Annotated in this window: 22 protein-coding genes; 2 read left to right on the plus strand and 20 right to left on the minus strand. The window is 73.7% G+C overall.

Going from position 1 to position 22735, the window contains the following annotated elements; genetic code table 11:
- Positions 1-29: 29 nt before the first annotated feature.
- From OG534_RS06875 to OG534_RS06950, 17 genes are all read right to left on the minus strand, one after another.
- Positions 30-1328, minus strand: a complete 1299-nt coding sequence (locus OG534_RS06875) for an ArsB/NhaD family transporter (RefSeq protein WP_326587180.1) — start codon at positions 1326-1328, stop codon at positions 30-32.
- Between the two features lie 244 nt (positions 1329-1572).
- Entirely contained in the window at positions 1573-2634 is a 1062-nt protein-coding gene (hypE, locus tag OG534_RS06880; protein ID WP_326587181.1) for a hydrogenase expression/formation protein HypE, read from the minus strand.
- On the minus strand, positions 2627-3769 hold the full coding sequence (gene hypD, locus OG534_RS06885) for a hydrogenase formation protein HypD (protein ID WP_326587182.1): 1143 nt from the start codon (positions 3767-3769) through the stop codon (positions 2627-2629). The genes hypE and hypD overlap by 8 nt, the downstream gene beginning before the upstream one ends.
- Positions 3766-4107, minus strand: coding sequence for a HypC/HybG/HupF family hydrogenase formation chaperone (locus tag OG534_RS06890; RefSeq protein WP_326587183.1), 342 nt, complete (start codon positions 4105-4107; stop codon positions 3766-3768). Before OG534_RS06890 ends, hypD begins: the two co-directional genes overlap by 4 nt.
- Positions 4076-6511: a carbamoyltransferase HypF gene (hypF, locus tag OG534_RS06895; protein ID WP_326587184.1), complete on the minus strand. Its 2436-nt coding sequence runs from the start codon at positions 6509-6511 to the stop codon at positions 4076-4078. Before hypF ends, OG534_RS06890 begins: the two co-directional genes overlap by 32 nt.
- The gene (hypB, locus tag OG534_RS06900; RefSeq protein WP_326587185.1) at positions 6511-7356 is read right to left on the minus strand and encodes a hydrogenase nickel incorporation protein HypB; all 846 of its coding nucleotides are present in this window, start codon (positions 7354-7356) and stop codon (positions 6511-6513) included. Before hypB ends, hypF begins: the two co-directional genes overlap by 1 nt.
- A gap of 3 nt (positions 7357-7359) precedes the next feature.
- Positions 7360-7755 carry a hydrogenase maturation nickel metallochaperone HypA gene (locus OG534_RS06905; protein ID WP_326587186.1) on the minus strand — a complete coding sequence of 132 codons (396 nt, stop codon included), beginning with the start codon at positions 7753-7755 and terminating at the stop codon, positions 7360-7362.
- A 114-nt stretch (positions 7756-7869) separates the two neighbouring features.
- Positions 7870-7974, minus strand: coding sequence for a DUF6893 family small protein (locus tag OG534_RS38660; RefSeq protein ID WP_374776499.1), 105 nt, complete (start codon positions 7972-7974; stop codon positions 7870-7872).
- A 9-nt stretch (positions 7975-7983) separates the two neighbouring features.
- The gene (locus OG534_RS06910) at positions 7984-8523 is read right to left on the minus strand and encodes a hydrogenase maturation protease (RefSeq protein ID WP_326587187.1); all 540 of its coding nucleotides are present in this window, start codon (positions 8521-8523) and stop codon (positions 7984-7986) included.
- Positions 8520-10001 carry a hypothetical protein gene (locus OG534_RS06915; RefSeq protein WP_326587188.1) on the minus strand — a complete coding sequence of 494 codons (1482 nt, stop codon included), beginning with the start codon at positions 9999-10001 and terminating at the stop codon, positions 8520-8522. The genes OG534_RS06910 and OG534_RS06915 overlap by 4 nt, the downstream gene beginning before the upstream one ends.
- Positions 9998-10705 (minus strand): DUF6084 family protein, encoded by a 708-nt coding sequence (locus tag OG534_RS06920; RefSeq protein WP_326587189.1) that lies wholly within the window; start codon positions 10703-10705, stop codon positions 9998-10000. The genes OG534_RS06915 and OG534_RS06920 overlap by 4 nt, the downstream gene beginning before the upstream one ends.
- Complete coding sequence (locus tag OG534_RS06925) at positions 10702-11352, minus strand: DUF5947 family protein (protein ID WP_326587190.1); 651 nt, start codon at positions 11350-11352, stop codon at positions 10702-10704. The genes OG534_RS06920 and OG534_RS06925 overlap by 4 nt, the downstream gene beginning before the upstream one ends.
- Positions 11349-11879, minus strand: a complete 531-nt coding sequence (locus OG534_RS06930) for a hypothetical protein (protein ID WP_326587191.1) — start codon at positions 11877-11879, stop codon at positions 11349-11351. The genes OG534_RS06925 and OG534_RS06930 overlap by 4 nt, the downstream gene beginning before the upstream one ends.
- The gene (locus OG534_RS06935; protein ID WP_326587192.1) at positions 11876-13660 is read right to left on the minus strand and encodes a nickel-dependent hydrogenase large subunit; all 1785 of its coding nucleotides are present in this window, start codon (positions 13658-13660) and stop codon (positions 11876-11878) included. Before OG534_RS06935 ends, OG534_RS06930 begins: the two co-directional genes overlap by 4 nt.
- A 65-nt stretch (positions 13661-13725) precedes the next feature.
- The gene (locus tag OG534_RS06940; RefSeq protein WP_326587193.1) at positions 13726-14781 is read right to left on the minus strand and encodes a hydrogenase expression protein HypE; all 1056 of its coding nucleotides are present in this window, start codon (positions 14779-14781) and stop codon (positions 13726-13728) included.
- A 76-nt stretch (positions 14782-14857) separates the two neighbouring features.
- Positions 14858-16684, minus strand: a complete 1827-nt coding sequence (locus OG534_RS06945; RefSeq protein WP_326587194.1) for a hydrogenase maturation protein — start codon at positions 16682-16684, stop codon at positions 14858-14860.
- A gap of 200 nt (positions 16685-16884) precedes the next feature.
- A complete protein-coding gene (locus OG534_RS06950; RefSeq protein WP_326587195.1) occupies positions 16885-17544 on the minus strand; it encodes a maltokinase N-terminal cap-like domain-containing protein in 660 nt (219 codons plus the stop codon).
- Positions 17545-17877: 333 nt separating this feature from the next.
- Here OG534_RS06950 and OG534_RS06955 point away from each other — a divergent pair, with 333 nt between their 5' ends.
- Positions 17878-19479, plus strand: a complete 1602-nt coding sequence (locus tag OG534_RS06955; protein WP_326587196.1) for a TROVE domain-containing protein — start codon at positions 17878-17880, stop codon at positions 19477-19479.
- A gap of 44 nt (positions 19480-19523) precedes the next feature.
- Here the strand turns inward: OG534_RS06955 and OG534_RS06960 are convergent, their stop codons facing one another.
- Positions 19524-20567 (minus strand): quinone oxidoreductase family protein, encoded by a 1044-nt coding sequence (locus OG534_RS06960; RefSeq protein ID WP_326587197.1) that lies wholly within the window; start codon positions 20565-20567, stop codon positions 19524-19526.
- 132 nt (positions 20568-20699) lie between these two features.
- Between OG534_RS06960 and OG534_RS06965 the strand changes: the two genes are divergently transcribed.
- Positions 20700-21308, plus strand: coding sequence for a CGNR zinc finger domain-containing protein (locus OG534_RS06965; protein ID WP_326587198.1), 609 nt, complete (start codon positions 20700-20702; stop codon positions 21306-21308).
- Between the two features lie 19 nt (positions 21309-21327).
- Here the strand turns inward: OG534_RS06965 and OG534_RS06970 are convergent, their stop codons facing one another.
- Complete coding sequence (locus OG534_RS06970; protein WP_326587199.1) at positions 21328-21960, minus strand: hypothetical protein; 633 nt, start codon at positions 21958-21960, stop codon at positions 21328-21330.
- Between the two features lie 40 nt (positions 21961-22000).
- On the minus strand, positions 22001-22651 hold the full coding sequence (locus tag OG534_RS06975; protein WP_326587200.1) for a sigma-70 family RNA polymerase sigma factor: 651 nt from the start codon (positions 22649-22651) through the stop codon (positions 22001-22003).
- Positions 22652-22735 lie beyond the last annotated feature (84 nt).

Below are 22735 nucleotides of genomic sequence, written 5' to 3' on the forward strand. Positions count from 1 at the left end.
CATCGGCTTCGTCGGTCGGGCCAGGGCGGTCAGGCGAGGACGAAGTAGCGCAGCCACACGTACACCCCCGCGAGGACGGTGGTGACGGCGGTGACGATCAGGCCGTAGCGGCTGAACTGCCAGAAGGAGATGTGGTGTCCCGCGCGGTCGGCTATGCCCACCACGACCACGTTGGCGGAGGAGGCGACGATCGTGGCGTTGCCCGCGAGGTCCGCGCCGAGGGCGAAGGACCACCACAGCACCTGCGCCTGCTCGTTGCCGCCGCACGCCGCGACGATCTCGGCGACGATCGGGCTGGTGGACGCGACGAAGGGGATGTTGTCGATCACCGCCGAGGGCACGATCGAACCGAACAGCAGGGCCATGGAGGCGCCGAGCAGATTGCCGTCCAAGGCGCGGGCGGCGGCCTGGCCGACGTCGGTGATGACGCCGCTGCGCACCATCGCGCCGACCATGACGAACAGGCCGGTGAAGAAGGCCAGCGTGGGCCACTCCACATCCGCCGCGACCTCCGCCGCCTTCAGCCGTGAGACGGCCAGCAGGACCAGCCCGCCGGTGATGGCGACCACCGAGGGTTCGAGGTGCAGGGTGGTGTGGAGGACGAAGCAGGCCATCACGATGACGATGACGACTCCGCTGACGGCCAGCAGCCGGCCGTCCTTGATGGCGTCCCGCTCCCGCATGGCCATCACGTGGGCCGCGCGCTTGGGGTCGTAACGGAACGCGTCGCGGAACATCCACCGGGCCATCACCGCGAACACCACGACGAGCAGGGTGGTGATGGGTGCCATGTGGAGCAGGAAGTCGTTGAACGACAGGCCCGCGCGGGACCCGATCATGATGTTGGGCGGGTCACCGATCAGGGTGGCGGCGCCGCCGATGTTGCAGGCCATCACCTCGGCGATCAGGTACGGCACCACGGGCACGCCCAGGCGCCGGCAGACCACGATGGTGACCGGGGCGATCAGCAGCACCGTGGTCACGTTGTCCAGCCACGCGGACAGGAACGCGGTCGCGAGGATGAGCAGCACCATCAGCCGGTACGGGCGGCCGCCGGCCCGTTTCGCCGCCCAGATCGCAACGAACTCGAAGATCCCGGTCCGTTTGAGCACGGCGACGATCAGCATCATGCCCAGGAGCAGGACGATGACGTTCCAGTCGATGCCGGTCACGTCGGAGAAGAACGCGTGATCGGGACCGGTCGCCCCGATCACGAGCATCACCACCGCGCCCCCGAGCGCACCGGCGACCCGGTGCACCCGTTCGGTCGCGATCAGCAGGTAGGTGGTGGCGAAGACCGCGAGGGCGAGCCACGTGCCAGCGCGCACGGCGGGACCTGATCCGCGGTGCGGTGGGTGACGGCAGGGCGTATGCCGCCTGCCGGGGAACGGGGCGGGGTCGTCATCGGCGCGGACTCCGTTCGTGCCGTGGCCGCGAGCACCCAGGCCGCCCGCCCGGTACGCCACTCCACGATCAGCACCGAAGGGCCGCAGGGGTGTTCCTCCCCCGAGCATCACCCGCACCACCGGCCCCGCACATCGGGGCCGGCACCCATCTTGTGCGCCACGCCGGTCAGCAGATGCGCGGCAGCTGCTCCCCGATCGGCAGGTCGACCACCCGGGTGCCGCCGAGGGCGGTACGGGCCACGACCAGGCCCGGGTGGGCGTCGACGGCCTCGCCGATCACCGCCGCGTGGCGGCCCAGCGGATGGGCGCGCATGGCGTCGAGGACGGCATCGGCGTGCTCGCGGGGGACGAAGGCGACCAACTTGCCCTCGTTGGCCACGTAGAACGGGTCGAGGCCGAGGATCGCGCAGGCGTTCGCGACGGCGGCGGGGACCGGGACCCGGCCCTCGTGGATCACGACGCCGGTGCCCGAGGCGGCCGCGATCTCGTTGAGGGAGGCCGCGAGACCGCCCCGGGTGGGGTCGCGCAGCACGTGCAGGTCCGGGGTGACGGCGAGCATGCTCTGCACGAGACCGCCCAGGGCCGCGCAGTCGCTCTCGATGTCCACGCCGAATTCCAGCCCCTCGCGGACGCTCATGATCGCCACCCCGTGGAGTCCGACCTCGCCGCTGACGATCACGACGTCGCCGGGCACGACCCGCTGCGGGCGCAGGTCCACCCCGTCGGGGATCAGCCCGATGCCCGAGGTGTTGATGTAGACGCCGTCCCCGTGGCCCGTTTCGACCACCTTGGTGTCGCCGGTCGCCACCTCCACGCCCGCGGCCCGCGCGGCGCGGCCCATGGCCTCGGCCACGCGCGCCACCACGGACATCAGGGCGCCCTCTTCGAGGATGAACCCGCAGGACAGGTAGGCGGCTCGGGCTCCGCTCATGGCCAGGTCGTTGACCGTGCCGTTGACCGCGAGGTCACCGATGGAGCCGCCGGGGAAGAACAGCGGCCGCACGACGTAGGAGTCGGTGGAGAAGGCGAGCCGGACGCCCCCGAGGGAGACGGCCGCGGAGTCCCCGAGCTGGGCCAGCACGTCACCGCCGAAGGCGGGCGCGAAGAGGTGCTGGACCAGCTCGGCGGAGAGCGCGCCGCCGCCGCCGTGGCCCATCACCACGCGGGGGCGGTCGCGCAGCGGGGCCGGGCAGGTCCAGCCCGTGATGTCGAGTGCGGTGTCAGACAACGGGGCTCGCCTCCGGCGCGGTGGTCGGGGCGGCGGGCACGGTCCCCAGGTCCAGCCGCCGGTAGAGGTAGTACGCGGCGCAGGCGCCCTCGCTGGAGACCATGGTGGCGCCGAGCGGGCTGCGCGGGGTGCACAGCGTGCCGAAAGCCTCGCACTCGTGCGGCTTGAGCAGCCCCTGGAGCACCTCGCCGCTGCGGCACTCGGCCGGCTCCACGGTGTTGATGCCGGTGACGGAGAAGCGGTGTTCGGCGTCGAAGTCCCGGTAGCGGGGGGACAGCCGCCAGCCGCTGTCGGGGATGACGCCGATGCCGCGCCAGGCCCGGTCGGTGACTTCGAAGACGTCCTCCAGCATGGCGAGCGCGGCCGGGTTGCCCTCCGGGCGGACGGCCCGCGCGTAGGCGTTGTCGACGGTGTGCTCGCCGCGTTCCAGCTGCCGCACGGCCCGGCGTACGCCCTCCAGGATGTCCAGCGGCTCGAATCCCGTCACCACGATCGGCACGCGGTGGCGCGCGGCCAGTTCGGGGTACTCGCCCATGCCCATCACGCTGCACACGTGCCCGGCGGCGAGGAACCCCTGGACCCGGCAGCTCGGCGACTGCATGATCGCCTCGATGGCCGGGGGGACCCGGACGTGGGACACGAGCAGGCTGAAGTTGCGGATGCCCAGCTTCTTCGCCTGGTACACCGTCATGGCGTTGGGCGGCGCGGTGGTCTCGAAGCCGATGCCGAAGAACACCACCTGGCGCTGCGGGTTCTCCTGGGCGATCCTCAGGGCGTCGAGCGGGGAGTAGACGACGCGTACGTCGCCGCCCTCGCTGCGCACCTGGAACAGGTCGCGGCCGGTCCCGGGCACCCGGAGCATGTCCCCGAAGGAACAGAAGATCACGTCGGGGCGGGAGGCGATCTCCAGCGCCTTGTCGATGACCTCCAGCGGCGTGACGCACACCGGGCAGCCCGGACCGTGGATCAATTCCACCTGGTCCGGGAGCAGTTGGTCGATCCCGTGCCGGATGATGGTGTGGGTCTGGCCGCCGCAGACCTCCATCAGGGCCCAGGGACGGGTCACGGTGGCGTGGATGTCGTCGAGCAGCCGGCGGGCGAGCGCCGGGTCCTGGAATTCGTCGATGTACTTCACGGCTGGACTTCCTCCTGCGGTGCGGCGACGGCCGGTTCGTCGGCGAAGGGCCAGGGGGAGTCGGCGCCGGCCTGTGCGGCGGCCTGCTCCCACGGGTCGCCGAACTCCTCCTGGAGCATGCCGAGTTGCTCGAAGAGTTCGAGGGTCTGCCGGGCCGACTCCTCGTCGAGTCGCTGGAGGGCGAACCCCACGTGGACGATGGCGTACTCGCCCACCTGCAGGTCCGGCAGGTACTCCAGGCACACCTCCTTCTGCACACCGCCGAAGTCGACGGTAGCCATGCGGGTGCCGTCCTTCTCCCCGATGTCAAGCACTCTGCCGGGTACCGCCAGGCACATGGGCTTCTCCTTGCTGTGGGTGGTGCTCCGTGGCTGAGGCCGCCGCCACCATGAGCTGGCCGAGGGACAACCCGCCGTCGTTCGGGGGGACCCGGCCGTGCCGCAGGACGGTGAATCCGGACGCGCGCAGGGTGCGGGCGCACGCGGAGGAGAGCAGGGTGTTGGCGAAGACGCCGCCGGTCAGTGCGACGGTGTCCAGGCCGTGGCGCTCGCGCGCGAGCCCGCAGAGGGTGCCGACGAGGGCGGCGACGGAGGCGTGGAAGCGGGCGGCGATCAGCGCCCGGTCCGTGCCCGCGCGGACGTCGGCGACCACGGCGGCCAGGACGGGCGCCGGATCGGCGGTGACCGGGCCCGCGTCGGGGCCCGGCGGGACGCACAGGCCGAAGGCGTAGCCGGGGCCGGAATCGGGGTCGAGGCCGGGGCCGGAGTCGGGGTCGGCCGCGCCGAGCGCCGCGCCGAGCGCCACGCCCTCCAGCTCGATCGCGGCCTGCGCCTCGTAGCCGGCGCGGTGGCAGACTCCGGCCAGGGAGGAGACGGCGTCGAAGAGGCGGCCCATGCTGGAGGTCGGGACGCAGTTCAGGTCCCGCTCCAACTGCCGCTCCAGCACCCGGAGTTCGTCGGCCGGGCAGGCGGCCGTGCAGGGCAGGTCCGGGGCCCAGCCGATGCCCGCCGCGCGCAGGTGGGACAGCGCCATGCGGTACGGGCGGTGCACGGCCGCGTCGCCGCCCGGCAGCGGGACGTACGCGAGGTGGGCGAACCGGGTGTACCCGGCGTAGTCGGCGAGCAGGACCTCGCCGCCCCACACGGCGCCGTCGTCTCCGTAGCCGGTGCCGTCGAAGGCGATGCCGATCACCCGGCGGCCGCCGTCCAGACCGTGCTCCGCCATGGCGGAGGCGACGTGCGCGTGGTGGTGCTGCACGCGGACGAGCGGACGAGCGCCCGCGGCGCGCCGGGCCCACCCGGCGGAGCGGTAGCCGGGGTGCCGGTCGGCGGCGAGGCGGACGGGGCTGACGCCGGTGATGGACTCCAGCTGCCGCTCGGCGCGTTCGAAGGCGTCCTGGGTCGCGAGGTCGTCCATGTCGCCGACATGGGCGGAGAGCCAGGCCCGGCGCCCTTCGCCGAGGCAGAAGGCGTTCTTCAGGTCCCCGCCCGCGGCGAGGGTCGCGGGGACCGGCAGCGGCAGGGTCAGCGGCATCGGGGCGTACCCGCGGGAGCGCCGTACGGTCAGGGTCTCGCCGTCGCAGACCCGCACCACGGAGTCGTCGCAGGGCACGTGGATGGGACGGTCGTGCGTGAGCCAGGCGTCGGCGAGGAGGGCGAGCCGGTCCAGGGCCTCGTCGTCGTCCGTGACGATGGGCTCTCCCGCGAGGTTCCCGCTGGTCATGACGAGCAGGCGGGGGCCCTGCGGGTCACCGGGCAGACCGAGCAGCAGGTGGTGGACCGGCGTGTACGGGAGCATCACGCCGAGGTCGGGACAGCGCGGGGCGACCTCGTCCGCCACACCGCCCGGGGTGGCCCTGCCCTCCGTACCGCCGCGGCGGCGCAGCAGCACGATGGGCCGTACGCCTCCTTCGAGCAGGGCGCGTTCCTCGGGACCGATGTGCGCGAAGCGCTCGGCGTCGGCGAGGTCCCGGGCCATCAGCGCGAAGGGCTTGTCCCCGCGGGCCTTGCGGCGGCGCAGCTCCGACACGGCGCCCGGGTGGCCGGCGTCGCAGGCCAGGTGGTAGCCGCCCAGGCCCTTGACGGCGAGGATCGCCCCGGCCGTCAGGAGCCGGCGGGCCTCGGCGACCGGGTCGACGTCCGGGGTCTCGCGGGGCGGCCGCCCGGTCAGGAGCCTCAGCCGGGGGCCGCAGGCCGGGCAGGCGACCGGCTGGGCGTGGAAGCGGCGGTCGGCGGGGTCGCCGTACTCGCGGGCGCAGTCGGGGCACATCGGGAAGCGGGCCATGGTGGTGTGGGCGCGGTCGTACGGCAGCCCGGTGACGATGGTGAAGCGCGGCCCGCAGTGCGTGCAGGTGATGAAGGGGTGGCGGTGGCGCCGGTCGGCCGGGTCCGCCAGCTCGGTGAGGCAGTCGGCGCAGGTGGCCACGTCCGGGGAGACGAGCGTGCGGGCGGGGCCGCCGGTCCGGGAGGCGATGATGGTGAATCCGGAGCCGCCCGCGACGGGCACCTCGTGGTGGTCGACGGCGTCGACGACGGCCAGCGGGGGCGCGTCCGCCGCGAGCCGCTCGCAGAACCGCGACACGGCCGCGGGGGCGCCCTCGACCTCGGCGACGACGCCCTCGGGGGTGTTGGTGACGTGGCCGGCGAGGCCGAGCCCGATCGCGCGGGTGTAGACGTAGGGCCGGAAGCCGACGCCCTGGACCACCCCCCGGACCGTGACCCGGCGGCGCTGCACGGCCTCCATCAGCGGGACTGCGCGGCGGGCTGGACGTGCGGGTGATCGTGGTCGTGATCGTGATCGGGTCCGTGTACGTGGTCGTGATCGGGCCCGTGGTCGTGATCCGGCCCGTGTACGTGGTCGTGGCCATGGTCGTGTCCATGGCCGTGGCCGTGGGACTGCTGCTGACGGGCCATGACCGGGGTGTGCGTCGCGGCGCCCGCCCCCGCCGCCAGCGCCCGGTCGAGCAGGACGCCCAGGCCCTCCCCCGCACGAGCGGAGGTGAGGACCACCTCCACACCGGGGTTGACCTGCTGGACGTGGGCGCGGAAGGCGTCCTCGTCGAACTCGACGGCCCGCGCGATGTCGGTCTTGGTGACCACCACCAGCTGCGCCAGTCCGAAGGCGGTCGGATACTTCAGCGGCTTGTCCTCGCCCTCGGTCACCGAGGCGAGCACCACCCGCAGCGACTCCCCGAGGTCGTAGGTCGCCGGGCAGACCAGGTTGCCCACGTTCTCCACGAAGAGCAGCCGGGTGTCCTCGGGCAGCCAGCCGTCCAGGTGCCGGCCGAGCATCCCGGCCTCCAGGTGGCACAGCCCGTCGGTGAGGACCTGCTTGACCGGTACGCCCGAACGGGCCAGCCGTACCGCGTCGTTCTCGGTGGCCAGGTCCGCCGTCAGCGCGGCCACGGCCACGCCCCGCTCCCGCGCGAGGAGCAGTTCGCGCTCCAGCAGGGCCGTCTTGCCGCTGCCGGGGCTGGAGAGCAGGTTGACGACCGTCGTACCGCGCGCGGTGAGTTCGGCGCGCAGGACCTGGGCGGCGACGTCGTTCTTGGCGAGTACCGCCTGCCGCAGATCGACCACTCGGCACATGGTTCAGGCCTCCTCGGGAATCGGTTCGCGGGTACGGGCACCGGCGGGGCCGTCCTCCCAGCGCACGCTGAGGATCTCCAGCTCGCGGCCCGACAGCAGTTCCACGTCCGTGGCCCTGCCGCATCCGGGGCAGCACAGTTCCGGGGGCATTCCCACGGCCCAGGTGCCGGGACAGGACCCGCAGCGGGCGCGGGCCGTCACGGATTCGGTGACAAGCGACGCGCCGTCGAGGACCGTTCCGGCACAGGCCAGTTCGAAACAGAAGGCCAGCGCGTCGGGGACCACCCCCGCCAGCTCGCCGACCCGGAGCCGTACGGACGTGACGGCGCGCGCGCCGCCCGCTCGGGCCGCCTCTTCCACCTGGCCCACGACGGCCATGGCGATCGACATCTCGTGCATCGGACTCCGTCCTGCCGGGGCTCATTACACCGGCGGGACGGAGTCGTCACGGGCGGGCACGCCGGTGCGCGGCGCGCCCCGTACGCCATTCGGGCGCCGTGGCTGGCGGCCGGGTCACATCCTGCGCATGCGCAGGTAGCGCCGGAGGTCGGGGAAGACGACGGCGAGGACCGCGGCGAGGGCGGCGGCCGCGGCCCCGCCGATGACGGCGTTCTTCATGGGTTCTCCTCAGTTCGCGGCGAGGTCCGCCGGCTTCGTCGTGGACGGGTCGCGGATCAGGTCCAGGGCCATGCGTACGGCCTCGGGGACGGCTGCGGTCACGGGTGCGCTCAGTCCGATGCCCTCCTCGACGCAGGCCGGTTCGCAGCCGAGGACCAGGGTGCGCCGCGGTGGGGTGGTGCCGGTTCCGGCGCACAGGGTGTCCAGCAGTGCGAGGACGGCGTCCGGGGACATGTGGTGGCCGTCGAGCACGGCGCCGCCGCCGGGCCGGCCGGCCGGCGGGGCCGAGCCGGAGTCGGCGTCGGCGCCGGCCTCGATGAGGTAGAGCGTGCCCGGCTCGCCGCCGCGCGCGGTGGCGTCGACCAGCAGGAGCGTGTCGTAGCCGTCGAGGAGCTGGTAGGCGAGGTGGACTCCGCGCACGCCGAAGTCCACCACCTCGACGTCGTCGGGCAGCGGCTGCGCGGCCAGCGCCCGCACGGTCTCGACGCCGAAGCCGTCGTCGCCGAGGAAGACGTTGCCGATGCCCGCGACCAGGACCCTGCCGCTCACGCGCCCTCCAGGGGGGTGACCTCGTCGGGCTGGAAGTAGAGGAACCGGCCCTGCTCGCGGCGGATGTCGGCGCCCGGGTCGTCCTCCACGGTGACGGCGAGGTGCACTCCGCCGTCGACGTCGTGCAGGACGGCCTCGACCAGCGCGGCGCGGCCCTGGAGGAACAGGTCCTGGGCGTCGGTGCGCCGCAGTCCGGGGCGCAGCAGGACGCGCGTGCCGGGGCCCACCGAGGTGCCGTCGATCGTGATCCGGTCGCGGGCCGGGTCCGCGGTGTCCGCCCGGGCCGGGTCCCACCAGGGGGTGTCGGGCCTGAACACGTCGTCCGGGTCCGGGAGTTCCGCGATCAGCGGCGGCTGGTCCGGGCCGGTGACCTCCCGCAGGGCGCGCACCGCGCCGTGCAGCCGTTCCAGCACTTCGGGGGGCATGGAGTCGGCGAGGTCGATCACGGCGGCCGCCCGGGCGTCCGTACCGCGCGCCTCGCGCTTCTCCTGGTCGGTCAGGGCTGCCGTGCGCAGGGCGAGGATCTCGTCGATCTCGGTGGCGTCGTACATGGCGCCCACGCTCTCGGGCGCGATGGCCGGGTGGTCCTCCAGGATGATCGGGGAGGACAGGACGACGTCGGCGCGGCCGGGTTCGCCCGCGAGGACCGGCCAGGTGTGGCGGTTGACGCAGGCGGCCACCGCCTCCCTGGCCCACTCGGGCGGGTCGGTCATGGACAGGAAGGACCCGGAGTCGAGGCCGAGCAGGAGGTGGGCGGCGACCAGCGAGCGGGGCAGCGCGGCCTCCCGGTCGACGGACCCGGCCGACCCGGCCGACCCGGTACCCCGGGCGGCGCCGGAACCGGCCTCGGCGCCGGCCTCCGGGGTCCACGGGCTGGTGTTCTCGACCACGGCCCGGAGCCGCAGCACCCGGTAGGCGCCGTCGAGTTCGGTGGCCCGCAGCCGCACGACGCCTTCGATCTCCTCGGTGCGCCGCACCAGGCGGCCCGCGATCCGCCCGTCGGCGTCGCGGACGGTCTCGACGTCGTCGCGGGCGGGCCGGCGGAAGGGGATGGCGACGCCGCCGTCCGCCAGCTCGGCCACGGGGACGGACAGCTCGACCCGCTCCTCGGTCCCCTCGTCCCAGGGAACGAGGACCCGGTCGGCCAGGTGCAGTTCGGGGACCTCGGCGAACTCTCCGTCGTCCAGCGCCTGTTGGACCGTACGGCGCTGCGCGTGCAGGAAGCGCAGCTCCAGGGCGAGCGTCGCCCCGCCCCGCGGCTCCATCAGGACCTCGGTCTGCTGGAAGACGTGCTCGTCGTGCGCGCGGCCCCACGCGGGGGGCACGAGGACGCCGAACTGCCAGCGCAGCCGGTTCTTCGCCGCCGAGGCCCGGTACGGGTAGAGCACGTACCCCTCGAGGAGGACGGCGTCGGCCACCTGCCGGGCGACGGCGAAGCGGGAGTCCGGGGCGGTCGTCGTGGTCGGGGATCCGGTCACGGAGCCGTCCTCTCGGTGAGGCGCGGCAGGATCGCACCCAGCCGTACGGCGCCGGGGGGCGGCTGCGGCGGGGCGGCCGTGTCCAGCAGGGCCCGTACGGTCGCCTCCCACGAGGCGAGCGCGTGGCGGGAACGGAAGGCCAGCAGCTCGTCCATGGTGTCGCGGGGCAGCCGCAGCCAGCCGCAGCCGGGGAAGTGCTGCTCGATCGTCTCGCGCCACACGGCCACGGGCATCCGGTACGTGGCTTCGCGGTCCCAGGGCACCGGCTCGACCCGGAAGCCCCCGTCGCCGGTGAAGGCGGTGCCGGAGAACAGCATGAGCAGCGGCACCTCGCCGTCTTCGAGGGCTTCGAAGTACCGGGTCGAGGCGATGTCCATGTCGTAGGTGCACGGCACGACGAGATCCGTCTCGGTCTCCCCGGTGAAGCTGGGGACCATGACCGAGACCTGGGCGAACTGCACGGGCTGGAGGGTGTTGCCCCAGCGGGAGCGCTCGCCGAACAGGTCCGCCAGTCCCTCGGCCTCGGCGGCGGCGTAGCTGCGCCGGGCCGGTTCGATGCGGATCTGGCAGCGCAGGGCGAGGGCGTGCACCCGGCCGCCTCCGGCTGCGGTGATGCGCAGCCGGAAGACGAGCGTGGGTCCGGCGGCGTAGGCGTCGGCGCGCACCCCGGTGCAGGTGAAGGCGAACTCCGTCCGCGCGGTCATCGGACTCCTTCTTCCGCGAGCACCCGGGAGCGCCGCTCCACCCGCTCGAAGAAGTCCTGCAGCGCGGCCCGGGCCTCAGCGCCGCCGTCGAAGCCCTGCCACAGCAGCCTCATCCGGCCGACCAGTTCGTAGCAGATGTCGATCGGCACCAGGTAGCACTCGGTCCGGCCCTGCGAGCGGCGCAGCAGCAGCGCCTCCACGTCGGGCTGGAGCAGCGCCGCCAGCCGGCCGGCGCCCAGGACGGTCTGCCAGGTCTCGGGGTCGAGTTCGCTCTCGGTGGCTCCGGCCGGGCTCGGGTAGAGGGCGACCAGCCGGTCGAGGGCGGCGTTGCGGAAGAAGAACGCGACGCCGACGGGGATCTGGAGGAGTTCCCACGCGCCCTCGTCGAGCCGGTGGCCGGGGTCGGTGAGGTAGCGGTCGGGGACGGCCCGCAGCCGCCCGGTGGTCGCGCCCGGCCGGTCGAACAGCAGGGCGCAGGCGGTGCAGGCGCAGACCAGCGTTCGCTTCTCGGTCTCCACCAGGTGGCGGTGGCCCTCCCGGGGCACCACCACCCCGCACAGTTCACAGGTCTCGGGCCGGGGCGGGCGCGGGCCCGCGAACCTGCGCAGCCCGCGCGGTCCGTCCCTGCGGACACCGGGCCCGGTCACGGCACCCGCGCCGGGCTGGGGGGCCGGGTGCCGATCTGCAGGAGGGCGGGCGGCGGGGCCGCGGCGGGCTCCGTCTCCACGCTCGTCACCTCGGGGGCGAAGCCGGCCAGGATGTCCTCCAGCGTCTGCCCGGCGGCGTCGTCCTGGCCGCCGGAGCCGCAGCCGCAGCCGGTGGGGGCGGCGCCGGGGCGCAGCCGCAGGACGCCGGTGGCCTCGTCGAAGCCGACCAGCTCCACCGGTTCGCCCGCGCAGGCCAGGGCGCGCCCGATCCGGGTGCGCACGTCCTCGGGGTGCAGGCCGTGCAGGGCGAGCAGGCTCGCCACGAGTTCGTCGTCGTACACCGCCTCGAGCGCGCCGTCCTCCAGCTTCTCGACGATCCGGGCGAGCCCGGCGCCGTAGAAGTCCATGAGGACGCGCACCAGTTCCTCGGCCGCGGCGCACGCCGCCCGGTCGCCGGTGGCGGCGATCCGGTCGAGCACCTCTTCGACCCTGCGCCCGGCCTGCGGGGCGTCGATCACCGCGCTCATCCGCCCAGTCCGCTCAGGCCGGTGGGCACGTGCATCGTCTTGACCGTCTTGCCGCCGCCGACGTACATGTGCACGCCGCAGGGCAGACAGGGGTCGAAGCTGCGCACCGCGCGCATGATGTCGATGCCCTTGAAGTTCTCCGGGGTGTTCTCCTCGAAGATCGGGGTGTTCTGCACGGCGTCCTCGTACGGTCCGGGCGTGCCGAAGGTGTCGCGGGTGCTGGCGTTCCACGGGGTCGGCGGGTACGGGTGGTAGTTGGCGATCTTCCCGTCGCGGATGACCATGTGGTGCGAGAGGACGCCCCGTACGGCCTCGGTGAAGCCGACGCCGATGGCCTCGTCCGGCACCTCGAACTTCTCCCAGGTCTGGGTGCGTCCGGCCCGTACCTCGGCGAGGCCCTTCTCGGCGCAGTGCAGGGCGATGGCGGCCGCGTACGCCTGGAAGTACGTGCGGGCGCGGTTGCGCTCCAGCGCGTTGCTCCACTTCGGGATCTTCCACTCGAAGCGGGTCTCGGGCTTGGTCATCGTCCGCGGCAGGGTGATGACCACGCTGTTCCCGGTCGCCTGGACGTAGTCGGTGTGGACGAGCCCGGACAGGGCGGTGGACCACAGGCGGGCGATGGGGCCGCCGCCGGTGTCGAGGGCGAGGTGGTCCTTGCCGTCGAACCAGCGGGGCGACATCACCCAGCTGTACTTGTCGTCGAAGTTCCGCTTCTGCGGGGCGGGGATCGTGTGCTGGTTCCACGGGTGGCGGGGGTCCACCGGGTTGCCGAGCGGGTCGTGCGTGACGAACTGCTCCTGGCCCTGCCAGTCGTCGTAGTACGAGCTGCCCAGCAGGATGCGGATGCCGAGGTTGATCTCGGTCAGGTCGTTGGTGACCAGCTTGCCGTCGACGACCACGCCCGGGGTGACGAACATCTTCCGTCCCCAGTCGGTCATGTTGGCGTACGTGAAGTCGCAGTACTCGGGGTCGTTGAGGGCGCCCCAGCAGCCGAGCAGCACGCGCCGGCGGCCTACCTCCTCGTACCCGGGCAGGGCCTCGTAGAAGAAGTCGAAGAGGTCGTCGTGGAGGGGGACGACCTTCTTCATGAACTCGCAGTACCGCATGAGGCGGCTCATGTAGTCCGTGAAGAGCTGGACGGAGGCGATGGTGCCGACGCCGCCCGGGTAGAGCGTGGAGGGGTGCACGTGGCGCCCCTCCATCAGACAGAACATCTCGCGCGTGTAGCGGCTGACCTGGAGCGCCTCGCGGTAGAATTCGCCCTCGATGGGGTTGAGGGAGCGCATGATGTCGGCGATGGTCTTGTAGCCGTGCTCCCCCGCGTGCGGGGACGGCGTGCGCTCGGCGAGCTCCAGGACGCCCGGGTTGGTCTCGCGGACCATCTTCTCGCAGTAGTCGACCCCGACCAGGTTCTCCTGGAAGATGTTGTGGTCGAACATGTACTCCGCCGACTCGCCGAGGTTGATGATCCACTCGGCGAGGTGGGGCGGCTTCACCCCGTAGGCCATGTTCTGCGCGTACACGGAGCAGGTGGCGTGGTTGTCACCGCAGATCCCGCAGATGCGGCTGGTGATGAAGTGCGCGTCGCGGGGGTCCTTGCCGCGCATGAAGACGCTGTAGCCGCGGAAGACCGACGAGGTGCTGTAGCACTCCGCGACCCGCTTCTGCTTGAAGTCGATCTTCGTGTGGATGCCGAGACTGCCCACGATCCGGGTGATCGGATCCCAGGCCATCTCCACCAGGCCGCTGCCGTCGCCGGCCGCCTTCGTGTTCGGTGCCATCGTCTCTTCCGTGACCCTTCTTCGGTGCGGGGAGCGGGACTTTCTGCGTGCTGCGGGACGGGACGTCACCAGGGCGGGCGGTAGCCCGTGGTCAGGCCACGGCCCGCGTGCCTCCACTTCGGTTCCTGGTCCACGGTGTGCGCGGTGACCGACCGGAGCTTGCGGATCACGGCGCCGTACGCGCCGCTCGCCGTGACGGAGACCCTGGCCCCGGGGGGTTCGTCCATGAAGGGCATGAACTTGTCGGGGAAGCCGGGCATCGTGCAGGCGATGCAGATGCCGCCGACGTTCGGGCAGCCGCCGATGCCGTTCATCCAGCCGCGCTTGGGGACGTTGCACTTGACGACGGGACCCCAGCAGCCGAGCTTGACCAGGCAGAGCGGGGAGTCGTAGGTCTCGGCGAACTGGCCCTGCTCGTAGTAGCCGGCGCGGTCGCAGCCCTCGTGGACGGTGGCGCCGAAGAGCCAGGTCGGGCGCAGCTTGTCGTCGAGGGGGATCATCGGGGCCGAGCCCGCCGCCTGGTAGAGCAGGTAGGTCAGGGTCTCCGAGAAGTTGTCCGGCTGGATCGGGCAGCCCGGCACGCACACGATCGGGATGCCGGCCTTCGACGTCCAGTCCCAGCCCAGGTAGTCGGGCACGCCCATGGCGCCCGTCGGGTTGCCCTCCATCGCGTGGATGCCGCCGTACGTGGCGCAGGTGCCGATGGCGACGACGGCGAGGGCCTTGGGGGCCAGCCGGTCGATCCACTCGCTGGTGGTGATGGGCTGGCCGGTCTCCGGGTCGTCGCCGAAGCCGCACCAGTAGCCCTCGGGCTTGATCTTCTCGTTGGGGATCGAGCCCTCGACCACCAGGACGAACGGATCGATCTCGCCCCGTTCGCCCTTGAAGAACCACTCGATGAACGTGTCCGCGCCGCCGACCGGGCCGCATTCGAAGTCGATCAGGGGCCAGTGCACGGCGATCTTGGGCAGACCGGGCAGCACGCCGGTCACGATCTCCTCGATGCTCGGCTGCATCGCCGCCGTGAGGGACACGGAGTCGCCGTCGCAGCTCAGGCCCGCGTTGATCCAGAGGATGTGGATCGGGGGGTCTTCGACCGGGTCCTTCGTAGGTGCGGCCATTGGGATGCCTCCTCGGGGAGGGGATCAGAACGGGAGGGGGTGGAGGGAGGGCGGCCTGCCTTCCCCACCCTTCTTGCTAACAGCAGTCCGGGCCGGGCGCCGCGTCAGGTACGGCCAGTCCAGTGACGCCGGGCGGCGGGAGGGTCTCGGCGGGCGCGGTGGTGGTCGCGGCCCCGGCCGCGGCCGGGGTGGTGGTCGCGGTGGTGGCCGGGGAGACCCGGTCCGCCGTGGCGCGGGCCAGGTGGGGCGGGGTGGCGGCCGGACGCTCCTTGCACACGAAGGCGCGGCGCAGGGCGTGGTAGGGGGCGTCCGGGTCGAAGAAGGTCCGCCGCATCAGGGCCAGCTCGGCCTCCCGGTAGGCGGCCAGCGGCCGGATCGCCTCGTCGCGCTCGCGCGCCGCCTTCTTCTCGGCGAGCCGGGACGCGGTGGCGGGCAGGGCGGCGAGACGGGCCGCGAGGTGCGCCGTCTCACGGGCGAAGTCCTCGGGCGCGCAGGGGACCGTACGGTCGACCAGCCCGAGCCCCTGGGCGGTGGCGGCGCTCAGCGGCAGGGCCTCGGCGGTGAGGCGGTCCGCGAGGCCGGGGCCGACGCGGCGCGGCAGGGTGTACGTCCAGTACTCGGAGCCGTACAGCCCCATCAGGCGGTAGTGCGGGTTCAGGACGACGCCCGAGCGGCACCAGACCTCGTCGGCCGCGAGAGCGAGCATGGCCCCTCCGGCGGCGGCGTTGCCGCCCAGCGCGCAGACCACGAGGCGGTCGGTGGTGGTCAGGACCGCCTCGACGAGGTCGTCCATGGCGTTGATGTTGGCCCAGGACTCCTCGGCCGGGTCCGCGGCGGCCTCGATGACGCCCAGGTGGATGCCGTTGGAGAAGAAGTCGCGGCCCCCGCCCAGGACCAGGACGGAGGTGGGACGGGTGCAGGCGGTGCGGTACGCGTCCAGCAGGCGGCGGCAGTGGGCGGTGCTCATCGCGCCGCCGGGGAACGAGAACGACAGGAAGCCGACCTGCCCCTCCTCGCGGTAGCCGATGTCGGCCCAGGTGCGGCGGTGGGGGCCGCTGTGCGGCGGCGCCGGAACCTCGGGCAGCGGGGGCAGCCGGTCCGCGAGCGCCAGCGTCGCGGGCAGCCTGGAGGCTGCCGGCCGTCCCGGCTCGCGGCGGGCGCGCAGTTCCGGGATCCAGACGGCGCCGTCGGCCGTGGCCCGGCAGACCGCCCCGGCCCGGGTGGCCAGCAGCGCGCCGGGCCGGCCCCGCAGGACGTCCTCGCGGTGGCCGCCGTGCAGGTACCAGTCACCGCCGAGCAGGTCGTCCCGTACGCCGGGCTGCGAGTCGGCGGCGCGCAGCGCGCGCAGGACCCGCTCGGTGCCGTCCGCCTGCCAGTCGATCCGGCGCTCCTCCTGGCGCAGGAGCGGCCGGGACCGGCCGCTCGACTGCGGCCGCGGGACGTACGTGCCGGAGGCGAAGCGCTCCACGGCGAGCAGGACCGCCTCCAGGGCCGCGTCGGCGATCTCGCCGCGGTAGAGGTCGCTCTTGCCGACCGGCGGCACCGGGCACTCGACGCTCGCCCAGACGTCGCCGGCGTCCATCTCCGCGTTGGCCTGCAGGACGGTGACGCCCCACCGGGTCTCGCCGTCCTGGACGGCCCGGTCGAGGGAGGAGGGGCCGCGGTCGCCGACCGGTCCCGGATGGACGACCAGGCAGGTGTGGGCGGCCCACACCTCCTCGGGGATGGCCGTGCGCAGCATCGGCGCGAGCACGAGGTCCGGCTGGTGACCGCGCACGGCCTCGGCCAAGGAGGCGTCGGGCAGCGCGAGTTCGACCGCCACACGGTGGCCGTGGTCGCGCAGCTCGGCGTGGACTCGCTGCGTCAGGCTGTTGAACGCGCTCGCGACGAGCAGGACGTACACGTGATCTCCCAGCGGCGGCCGGGCACCGCGCGAGCGCGGTGCCCGGCCTGATCGGCAGTCCGTGACCGGAACATGACCGGCCGCCTGAGATGGTCGGCCACGCGGGGACGCCCACGCCCGAAGCTGCGCGGCGATGTCACTCGAAAGCGCCCCTTACCGCGCCCGCTCGGCCGTAGGTACGACCTCGCCGATCCCCCTCCCTAGCCCCGGGCGTGCACCACGGCGAACAGCCCCCGGGCCCGGGGGCCGGACGGCGGGCTCCAGGAGCCGGCGATGTGGCCGGTCGCTGCCTGCGGGAGGGACCGCGGGGCGTCCTGGACCGGGCGCAGGACCCGGTTCAGGCGGAGGGTCGCGCCGGACGGGACGGCCAGGGCGGTGCCGTCCCGGTCGTCGGTGGCCGTCACGGCGAGGTCCGCGGAGATCAGGCCTTCACCGGTGTGGGAGCAGGTGACGTCCCGGTCGGGGGTGTCGCTGCTGTTCTGGTCCTGGGCCTGCACCCGGCCCTCGACCAGGGCGAACAGCTGGGCGACCGCCACCGGGTCGTGGCAGCCGTCGTAGGCCCAGCGCCGGCCCAGCACCCCGTGCTCCATGATGCCGACGAGGGCGTGCTCCGCCCCGTCGAGCGGCGCACCGCGATAGGTGAGCGGCACCAGGTAGGCGGTCGGGTCGGTGCCGGAGGTGTCGGTGACCACCATGAACTCGATCCCCACCTCACCCTGCGGGTCGTCCAGCCGGAAGCCGCCGGACTTGGCCAACTCGGGTGCGCCCGCGCCGCCGACGTACCACGGGCGGGAGGGGAGCCAGGAGGTGAGCAGTTCCAGCTTCGTCGGTGTGAGGGCGGTGCGGTGGATGACGGCCATGCCGGAGAACCTCTTCCGTCGGACGAATAAGGGCCCCCTCAGCCTTTCACCCGCGCCGCGCCGAAACGGTCCGAGGGCGGGGCGGAGATAAATCGCTGGTGCGCGGTCCGATGGCCCGCCTAGGGTGACGACGCGACCGCGCCCCCGATGCGCCCGGCTGCGGCTACTTCCTTCAGACAACCAAGTGACGCCGCGGCCTTCTTGATCTCGGGTGGCGCGGCCGCCCGCACCCCGCCGCCGTGCAACTGACCGGCCGGGGCTGTCCGTTCCTTTTGGATCCGGGGGGATTCACTGCCTCGCTACACCCAGCGCGTCTCCAAGGTCTGGTCCGAGATGCTCGTGGCCCCGCACGTCTCGGCGGCCGCCCGGACCCCGTCCGCACCGGGGGTCCACCACTTCTCCGCCGCTCGGGCCTTCCGCACCTACGAAGGCGGCCCGGCCTTCGTCCGGGAGCCGCGGGAGGAGCTCTTCCTCCTGGCCGTCGGCAACTTCGTCACCCAGCGGACCTTCTACGAGAGCGGCCGGGAGCGCGACGACCGGTACGCCCGCCTCGTGGGCACGCTCGCCGTCGAGGACCCCGCATGGACGGCCGGCCTGCTGCGCTGGCTCCGCGGCGAGGGCAACATGCGTACGGCGTCCCTGGTGGGCGCGGCCGCGTACGTCCGGGCCCGGCTCCGGGCCGGCTCGTGCGGCGGCCCGTCCAACCGGTCCGTGATCGACTCGGTGCTGCAGCGCGCCGACGAGCCCGGGGAGCTGCTCGCCTACTGGACCTCGGCGTACGGGCGGAACGTGCCGCAGCCCGTGAAGCGGGGCATCGCCGACGCCGTTCGGCGGCTGTACTCCTCCCGCTCGCTGCTGAAGTACGACACCGCGTCCAAGGCCTTCCGCTTCGGTGACGTGCTCAACGTGGTGCACGCCTCCCCCGACCCGGACAAGCCGTGGCAGGGCGCGCTCTTCCGGCACGCCCTGGACCGCCGCCACCACCCGGAGCGGGCGGCCGCGCCGGCCTCCGACCGGCTGCTGAGCGCGCACCGGGCGCTGACGGAACTCCCGCAGCAAGAGCGGCGGGCCGTGGTGACCGGGCCGGACGGCGCCGAGCGGCTGGCCGCCGCGGGCATGACCTGGGAGGCTCTGACGGGCTGGCTCCAGGGGCCGATGGACGCCGCCGTCTGGGAGGCCGTGATCCCCTCGATGGGGCCGATGGCGCTCCTGAGGAACCTGCGGAACTTCGACGAGGCGGGGGTCTCGGACGGGGTGGCGGACGGGGTCGCGGCACGGCTCTCGGACGCCGCCGAGGTCGCCCGGTCCCGGCAGTTCCCCTTCCGCTACCTGGCCGCGCACCGGCACGCGCCGTCGCCGCGCTGGGCGGACCCGCTGGAGCGGGCACTGGGCCACTCCCTGGCCAACGTACCGGCCCTGCCCGGGCGGACGCTGATCCTGGTGGACCGGTCCGACTCCATGTTCTGGGACACCGTCTCCGAGCGGTCGAGGCTGTCCCGGGCGGACGCGGCGGCCGTGTTCGGTGCCGCGCTGGCGATGCGCGCCGAGCAGGCGGACCTGGTGGAGTTCGGCTGGTCCAGCGCGGAGGTGCCGTTCCGGGCGGGGGAACCGGTGCTCGACGTACTGAAACGGTTCAACCGCCTCGGAGGCACGCACACCACCAAGGCGGTGCGCGCCCACTACGAGGGACACGACCGCGTCCTGATCGTCACCGACGAGCAGGCCGCGCCGCCCCGCCCCGGCGGGCCGGCGGAACCGGTGCCGGCCGAGGTCCCGGTCTACACCTGGAACCTGGCGGGGTACCGGCCCGCCCACGGGCCCTCGGGCCCCCGCCGGCACACCTTCGGCGGCCTCACGGACGCCGCGTTCCGGATGGTCGGTCTCATCGAGGCCGGCGGCCACGCCGCCTGGCCGTGGACCGCCGACCCGGCGTAGCCGCCGGGCGCGCACACCGCCCGCCGGGGCTCCGCCGGTCTGCCTCAGCCGGTCGCGGGCGCCGCGACGGCGAGGACGATCTTGCCGCGGTTGGCGCGCTGCTCCAGCCGTTCGTGGGCCTCGGCCGCCCGCTCCAGCGGGAAGACCGTCTCGACAGGGACCCGATAGGTGCCGGCGGCGACGCGGGCGGCGATCTCCCTCAGGTCCTCGCGCGGGTCGTAGCCGTGTTCCAGCAGGTTGGTGAGCTGGAAGCCGTGGACGGTGACGTTCTTGGGGTAGAAGTCGCGGGTGTCGACGGTGCTCGGCTCCAGCGCGACGTTGGCCAGGGCGACGACGCGCCCCGCGTGGCCCGCCATCCGCAGGCTCTGCCCGAACACCCGGCCTCCCACGGTGTCCAGGACCACGTCGGCGCCGCGCCCCTCGGTCAGGCGCGCGACCTCCTCCACGGCGCCGTCGCCGGGGTGGGCCGAGAGGTCCACGACAGCGTGGGCGCCCAGTTCGGCGGCCCACCGCGCCTTGTCCGGGGAGCCGGCGACGGCGATGACGTGCGCCCCGGCGTCGGCGGCGATCTGCACCGCCGCGCTGCCGACCCCGCTGGCCGCCGCGTGCACCACGACGGTCTCGCCCTTGGCCACGCGGGCCAGCCGGCGCAGGCAGTACCAGGCGGTGAGCCAGGCCACCGGCAGCGCGGCGGCCTCGGTCGCGGGGAGGCCGTCGGGCAGTACGGCCACCCGGCCGACGGGGACGGCCGCGAGTTCCGCATAGAAGCCGGGGGCGTTCGCGGCGCCGAGCGCCATGACGCGGCTGCCGACGCGGAGGCCGCCGGAGCCGTCGGGACCACCGAGGCCGTCGGGGCCGCTCACCCCGGGCCCGAGTGCGACCACCGTGCCGGCCGCCTCCAGGCCGGGGAGCAGCGGCGGGCGTCCGGCCCGGTGGTAGGAGCCGGACCGGGTGAGGGCGTCGGCGCGGTTCACACCGGCCGCCTCGACCCGTACGAGCACCTCGCCCGGCCCTGCCACGGGGTCGGGCAGCTCCACCGGGACCAGTACCTCGGGTCCGCCGAACTCTTCGATACGTACCGCGCGCATCCGTGCTCCACTCCCTGACCTGACCCGACCTGACCGACACTGGTTGAACTGGTTGAACCGGTTGAACTGGTGTCACCTTGCGACACCACACGAACCGGTGTCAAGCAGTGGAGTCGGAGTAGAGTCGGGACCATGACCCCCGCACCCGCCCCCGACCGGCTCGCCTTCCCGTTCATCGGCGGCCGCCCCTGCCTGAACTTCGCGGCCACCCTCGGCAAGCGGCACACCGATGCGTTCGAGCGGCTCACCGACCCGGGTGCGCTGGGCCGTTGGATCGGCGAGGCAGGCCTGCGGACGGACCGGTCGCAGGCGGTGCACGTCACGGGTGCGGAGCTGGCCGCCGCGCGCGAGCTGCGGGAGTCCCTCCACCGCGTGCTGACGGCCGCGATGGACGGCCGCGCGCCGGCGCCGGACGATCTCGTACGGGTCAACGAGGCGGCGGCGCACCCCGACCTCGCGCCGCAGCTCGACTTCGCGGACGGCGGCCGGGCCGGGCTCCGCCTCCAGGGCGGGCCGGTGCGGCACGACGTACGGGCCGCCCTGGCCACGGTGGCGCGCGACGCGGTCCAGCTGGCCGGCGGCCCGCTGCTGGCGCGGGTCAAGGAGTGCGAGAACCCCGAGTGTTCGCTGCTCTTCCTCGACGACTCCCAGGCGCGCCGGCGCCGCTGGTGCTCGATGGACCGCTGCGGCAATCTCGCGAAGATCGCCGGCTACCGCTCCCGCGCCCGCGGCGGCTCCTGACCGGCCCTCGTCGGAGCCGCTACCGGAGTCCGATCAGACCCCAGCCCCGCGCCCCGGCCTGCCTGACCACCTCGGCCCACTCGTGCATGAGCTCGACGGCGGCGTCGAATGCGCCGGGCCGCCCCGCCCACCCGGCGGACTCGGCGGCGAACGGCTCGCGGAGTTCCTCCAGCCGCGGCGCGGCCCGTTCCCAGGCGCGTACGAGCGGCGGCACCTCGTCCGGGGCGCGCAGCAGGAGCACCCGCGGACGCCATGGCGCGGGGTCGTCCGGAAAGCCGCCCGCGGTCAGGCAGCCGTCGTCCGGATCCGTCCCCGTGTCGTAGTCCGGGCCGTCCCACACCAGGCCGCCCAGGAAGCAGTCGAGGTCGTCCCGCAGGCCGGGCGCGGCCAAGGGCCTCATGTCGTCCCAGGTGTTGGCGAGATGGAAGTGCCAGCTGTACGAACCGGTGGTCCCGAAGAACCGGTACTCGGCACACCACGACGACCGCCGCGGCCATGCCCAGCCGTCCCCCTCGACGAGGTCGGCCTCGTCGCACGCGGCGCAGCAGTAGGGCGGGTACACGGCGTCGTCGAGCGCCTGCAGGCGCTCGGCCGCCGGTATCCGGGCCAGGTGTTCCCAGTCGGCCATGACCACGGTGATGTCGAGTCCCATCAGGACAGGCTACGGGCGTGCGCGTCGTTGCTGCATCGGATTACGGGGCGGCGGGCTCCGTGTGCCGGCCCCGTTCGGCGCCGAGGCGGCGCCGCATGCGGTGCAGGCCCCGGCGGGCGTGGCTCTTCACGGTGCCGAGCGGCATTCCGGTGCGTTCGGCGATCTGGACCTGGGTGAGGTCCCCGTAGAAGGCCAGGGCCAGGACCTCCCGCTGTAGGCGCGGCAGCTTCGCCAGTTCGCCGGTGACGACCAGCCGGTTCAGGACGGCTTCGGGGCCGGCCTCCTGTCCGCCCGTGGGCGGCAGGGCGGCGGCGGCCGCGGCGACCAGGTCGAGGCGACGGGTGCGCGCGGTGAGCGCGTCGGCGATCTTCCGCCGGGTGATGCCGACCAGCCAGCCGGGGAACGGTCCGCGCTCCGGCCGGTATCCGGCGCGGCCCCGCCACGCGGCCAGGAAGACCTGCTGGGTGACGTCCTCGGCCTCCTTGGGGTCCCCGAGGGTGCGGGCCGCCAGCGTGTGGACGAGGCCGCCCCAGCGGTGGTAGGCGGCGGTCAGACACCGCTCGTCGCCGCGCACGAAACCCTCGGCGACCTCGGCGGCCTCGGCGGCCTCGGCGACCTCGTGGTCGGGAAGCCGGGCGGTGAGGCTCTGGGCGGTGAGGCTCTCCGCTGTCATGGTCGGTGCGGCGGTCATGGCGACTGCTCCTCGGGCCGGGACCGGAATCGGCCGGTCGGCGGACGGGTGCGCCCCGCGTGCGGGGGCCCGTCCCCCAGATTC

It is taken from the genome of Streptomyces sp. NBC_01294, from assembly GCF_035917235.1.
GTDB lineage: Bacteria > Actinomycetota > Actinomycetes > Streptomycetales > Streptomycetaceae > Streptomyces > Streptomyces caledonius.

Coding starts and splice junctions, on each gene's coding strand:
- OG534_RS06890 (WP_326587183.1), bottom strand. CDS start 4,107: ATGTGCCTGGCGGTACCCGGCAGAGTGCTTGACATCGGGGAGAAGGAC.
- hypF (WP_326587184.1), bottom strand. CDS start 6,511: ATGGAGGCCGTGCAGCGCCGCCGGGTCACGGTCCGGGGGGTGGTCCAG.
- hypB (WP_326587185.1), bottom strand. CDS start 7,356: ATGTGCCGAGTGGTCGATCTGCGGCAGGCGGTACTCGCCAAGAACGAC.
- OG534_RS06905 (WP_326587186.1), bottom strand. CDS start 7,755: ATGCACGAGATGTCGATCGCCATGGCCGTCGTGGGCCAGGTGGAAGAG.
- OG534_RS38660 (WP_374776499.1), bottom strand. CDS start 7,974: ATGAAGAACGCCGTCATCGGCGGGGCCGCGGCCGCCGCCCTCGCCGCG.
- OG534_RS06920 (WP_326587189.1), bottom strand. CDS start 10,705: ATGACCGCGCGGACGGAGTTCGCCTTCACCTGCACCGGGGTGCGCGCC.
- OG534_RS06930 (WP_326587191.1), bottom strand. CDS start 11,879: ATGAGCGCGGTGATCGACGCCCCGCAGGCCGGGCGCAGGGTCGAAGAG.
- OG534_RS06935 (WP_326587192.1), bottom strand. CDS start 13,660: ATGGCACCGAACACGAAGGCGGCCGGCGACGGCAGCGGCCTGGTGGAG.
- OG534_RS06940 (WP_326587193.1), bottom strand. CDS start 14,781: ATGGCCGCACCTACGAAGGACCCGGTCGAAGACCCCCCGATCCACATC.
- OG534_RS06950 (WP_326587195.1), bottom strand. CDS start 17,544: ATGGCCGTCATCCACCGCACCGCCCTCACACCGACGAAGCTGGAACTG.
- OG534_RS06955 (WP_326587196.1), top strand. CDS start 17,878: ATGCTCGTGGCCCCGCACGTCTCGGCGGCCGCCCGGACCCCGTCCGCA.
- OG534_RS06960 (WP_326587197.1), bottom strand. CDS start 20,567: ATGCGCGCGGTACGTATCGAAGAGTTCGGCGGACCCGAGGTACTGGTC.
- OG534_RS06965 (WP_326587198.1), top strand. CDS start 20,700: ATGACCCCCGCACCCGCCCCCGACCGGCTCGCCTTCCCGTTCATCGGC.
- OG534_RS06970 (WP_326587199.1), bottom strand. CDS start 21,960: ATGGGACTCGACATCACCGTGGTCATGGCCGACTGGGAACACCTGGCC.
- OG534_RS06975 (WP_326587200.1), bottom strand. CDS start 22,651: ATGACCGCCGCACCGACCATGACAGCGGAGAGCCTCACCGCCCAGAGC.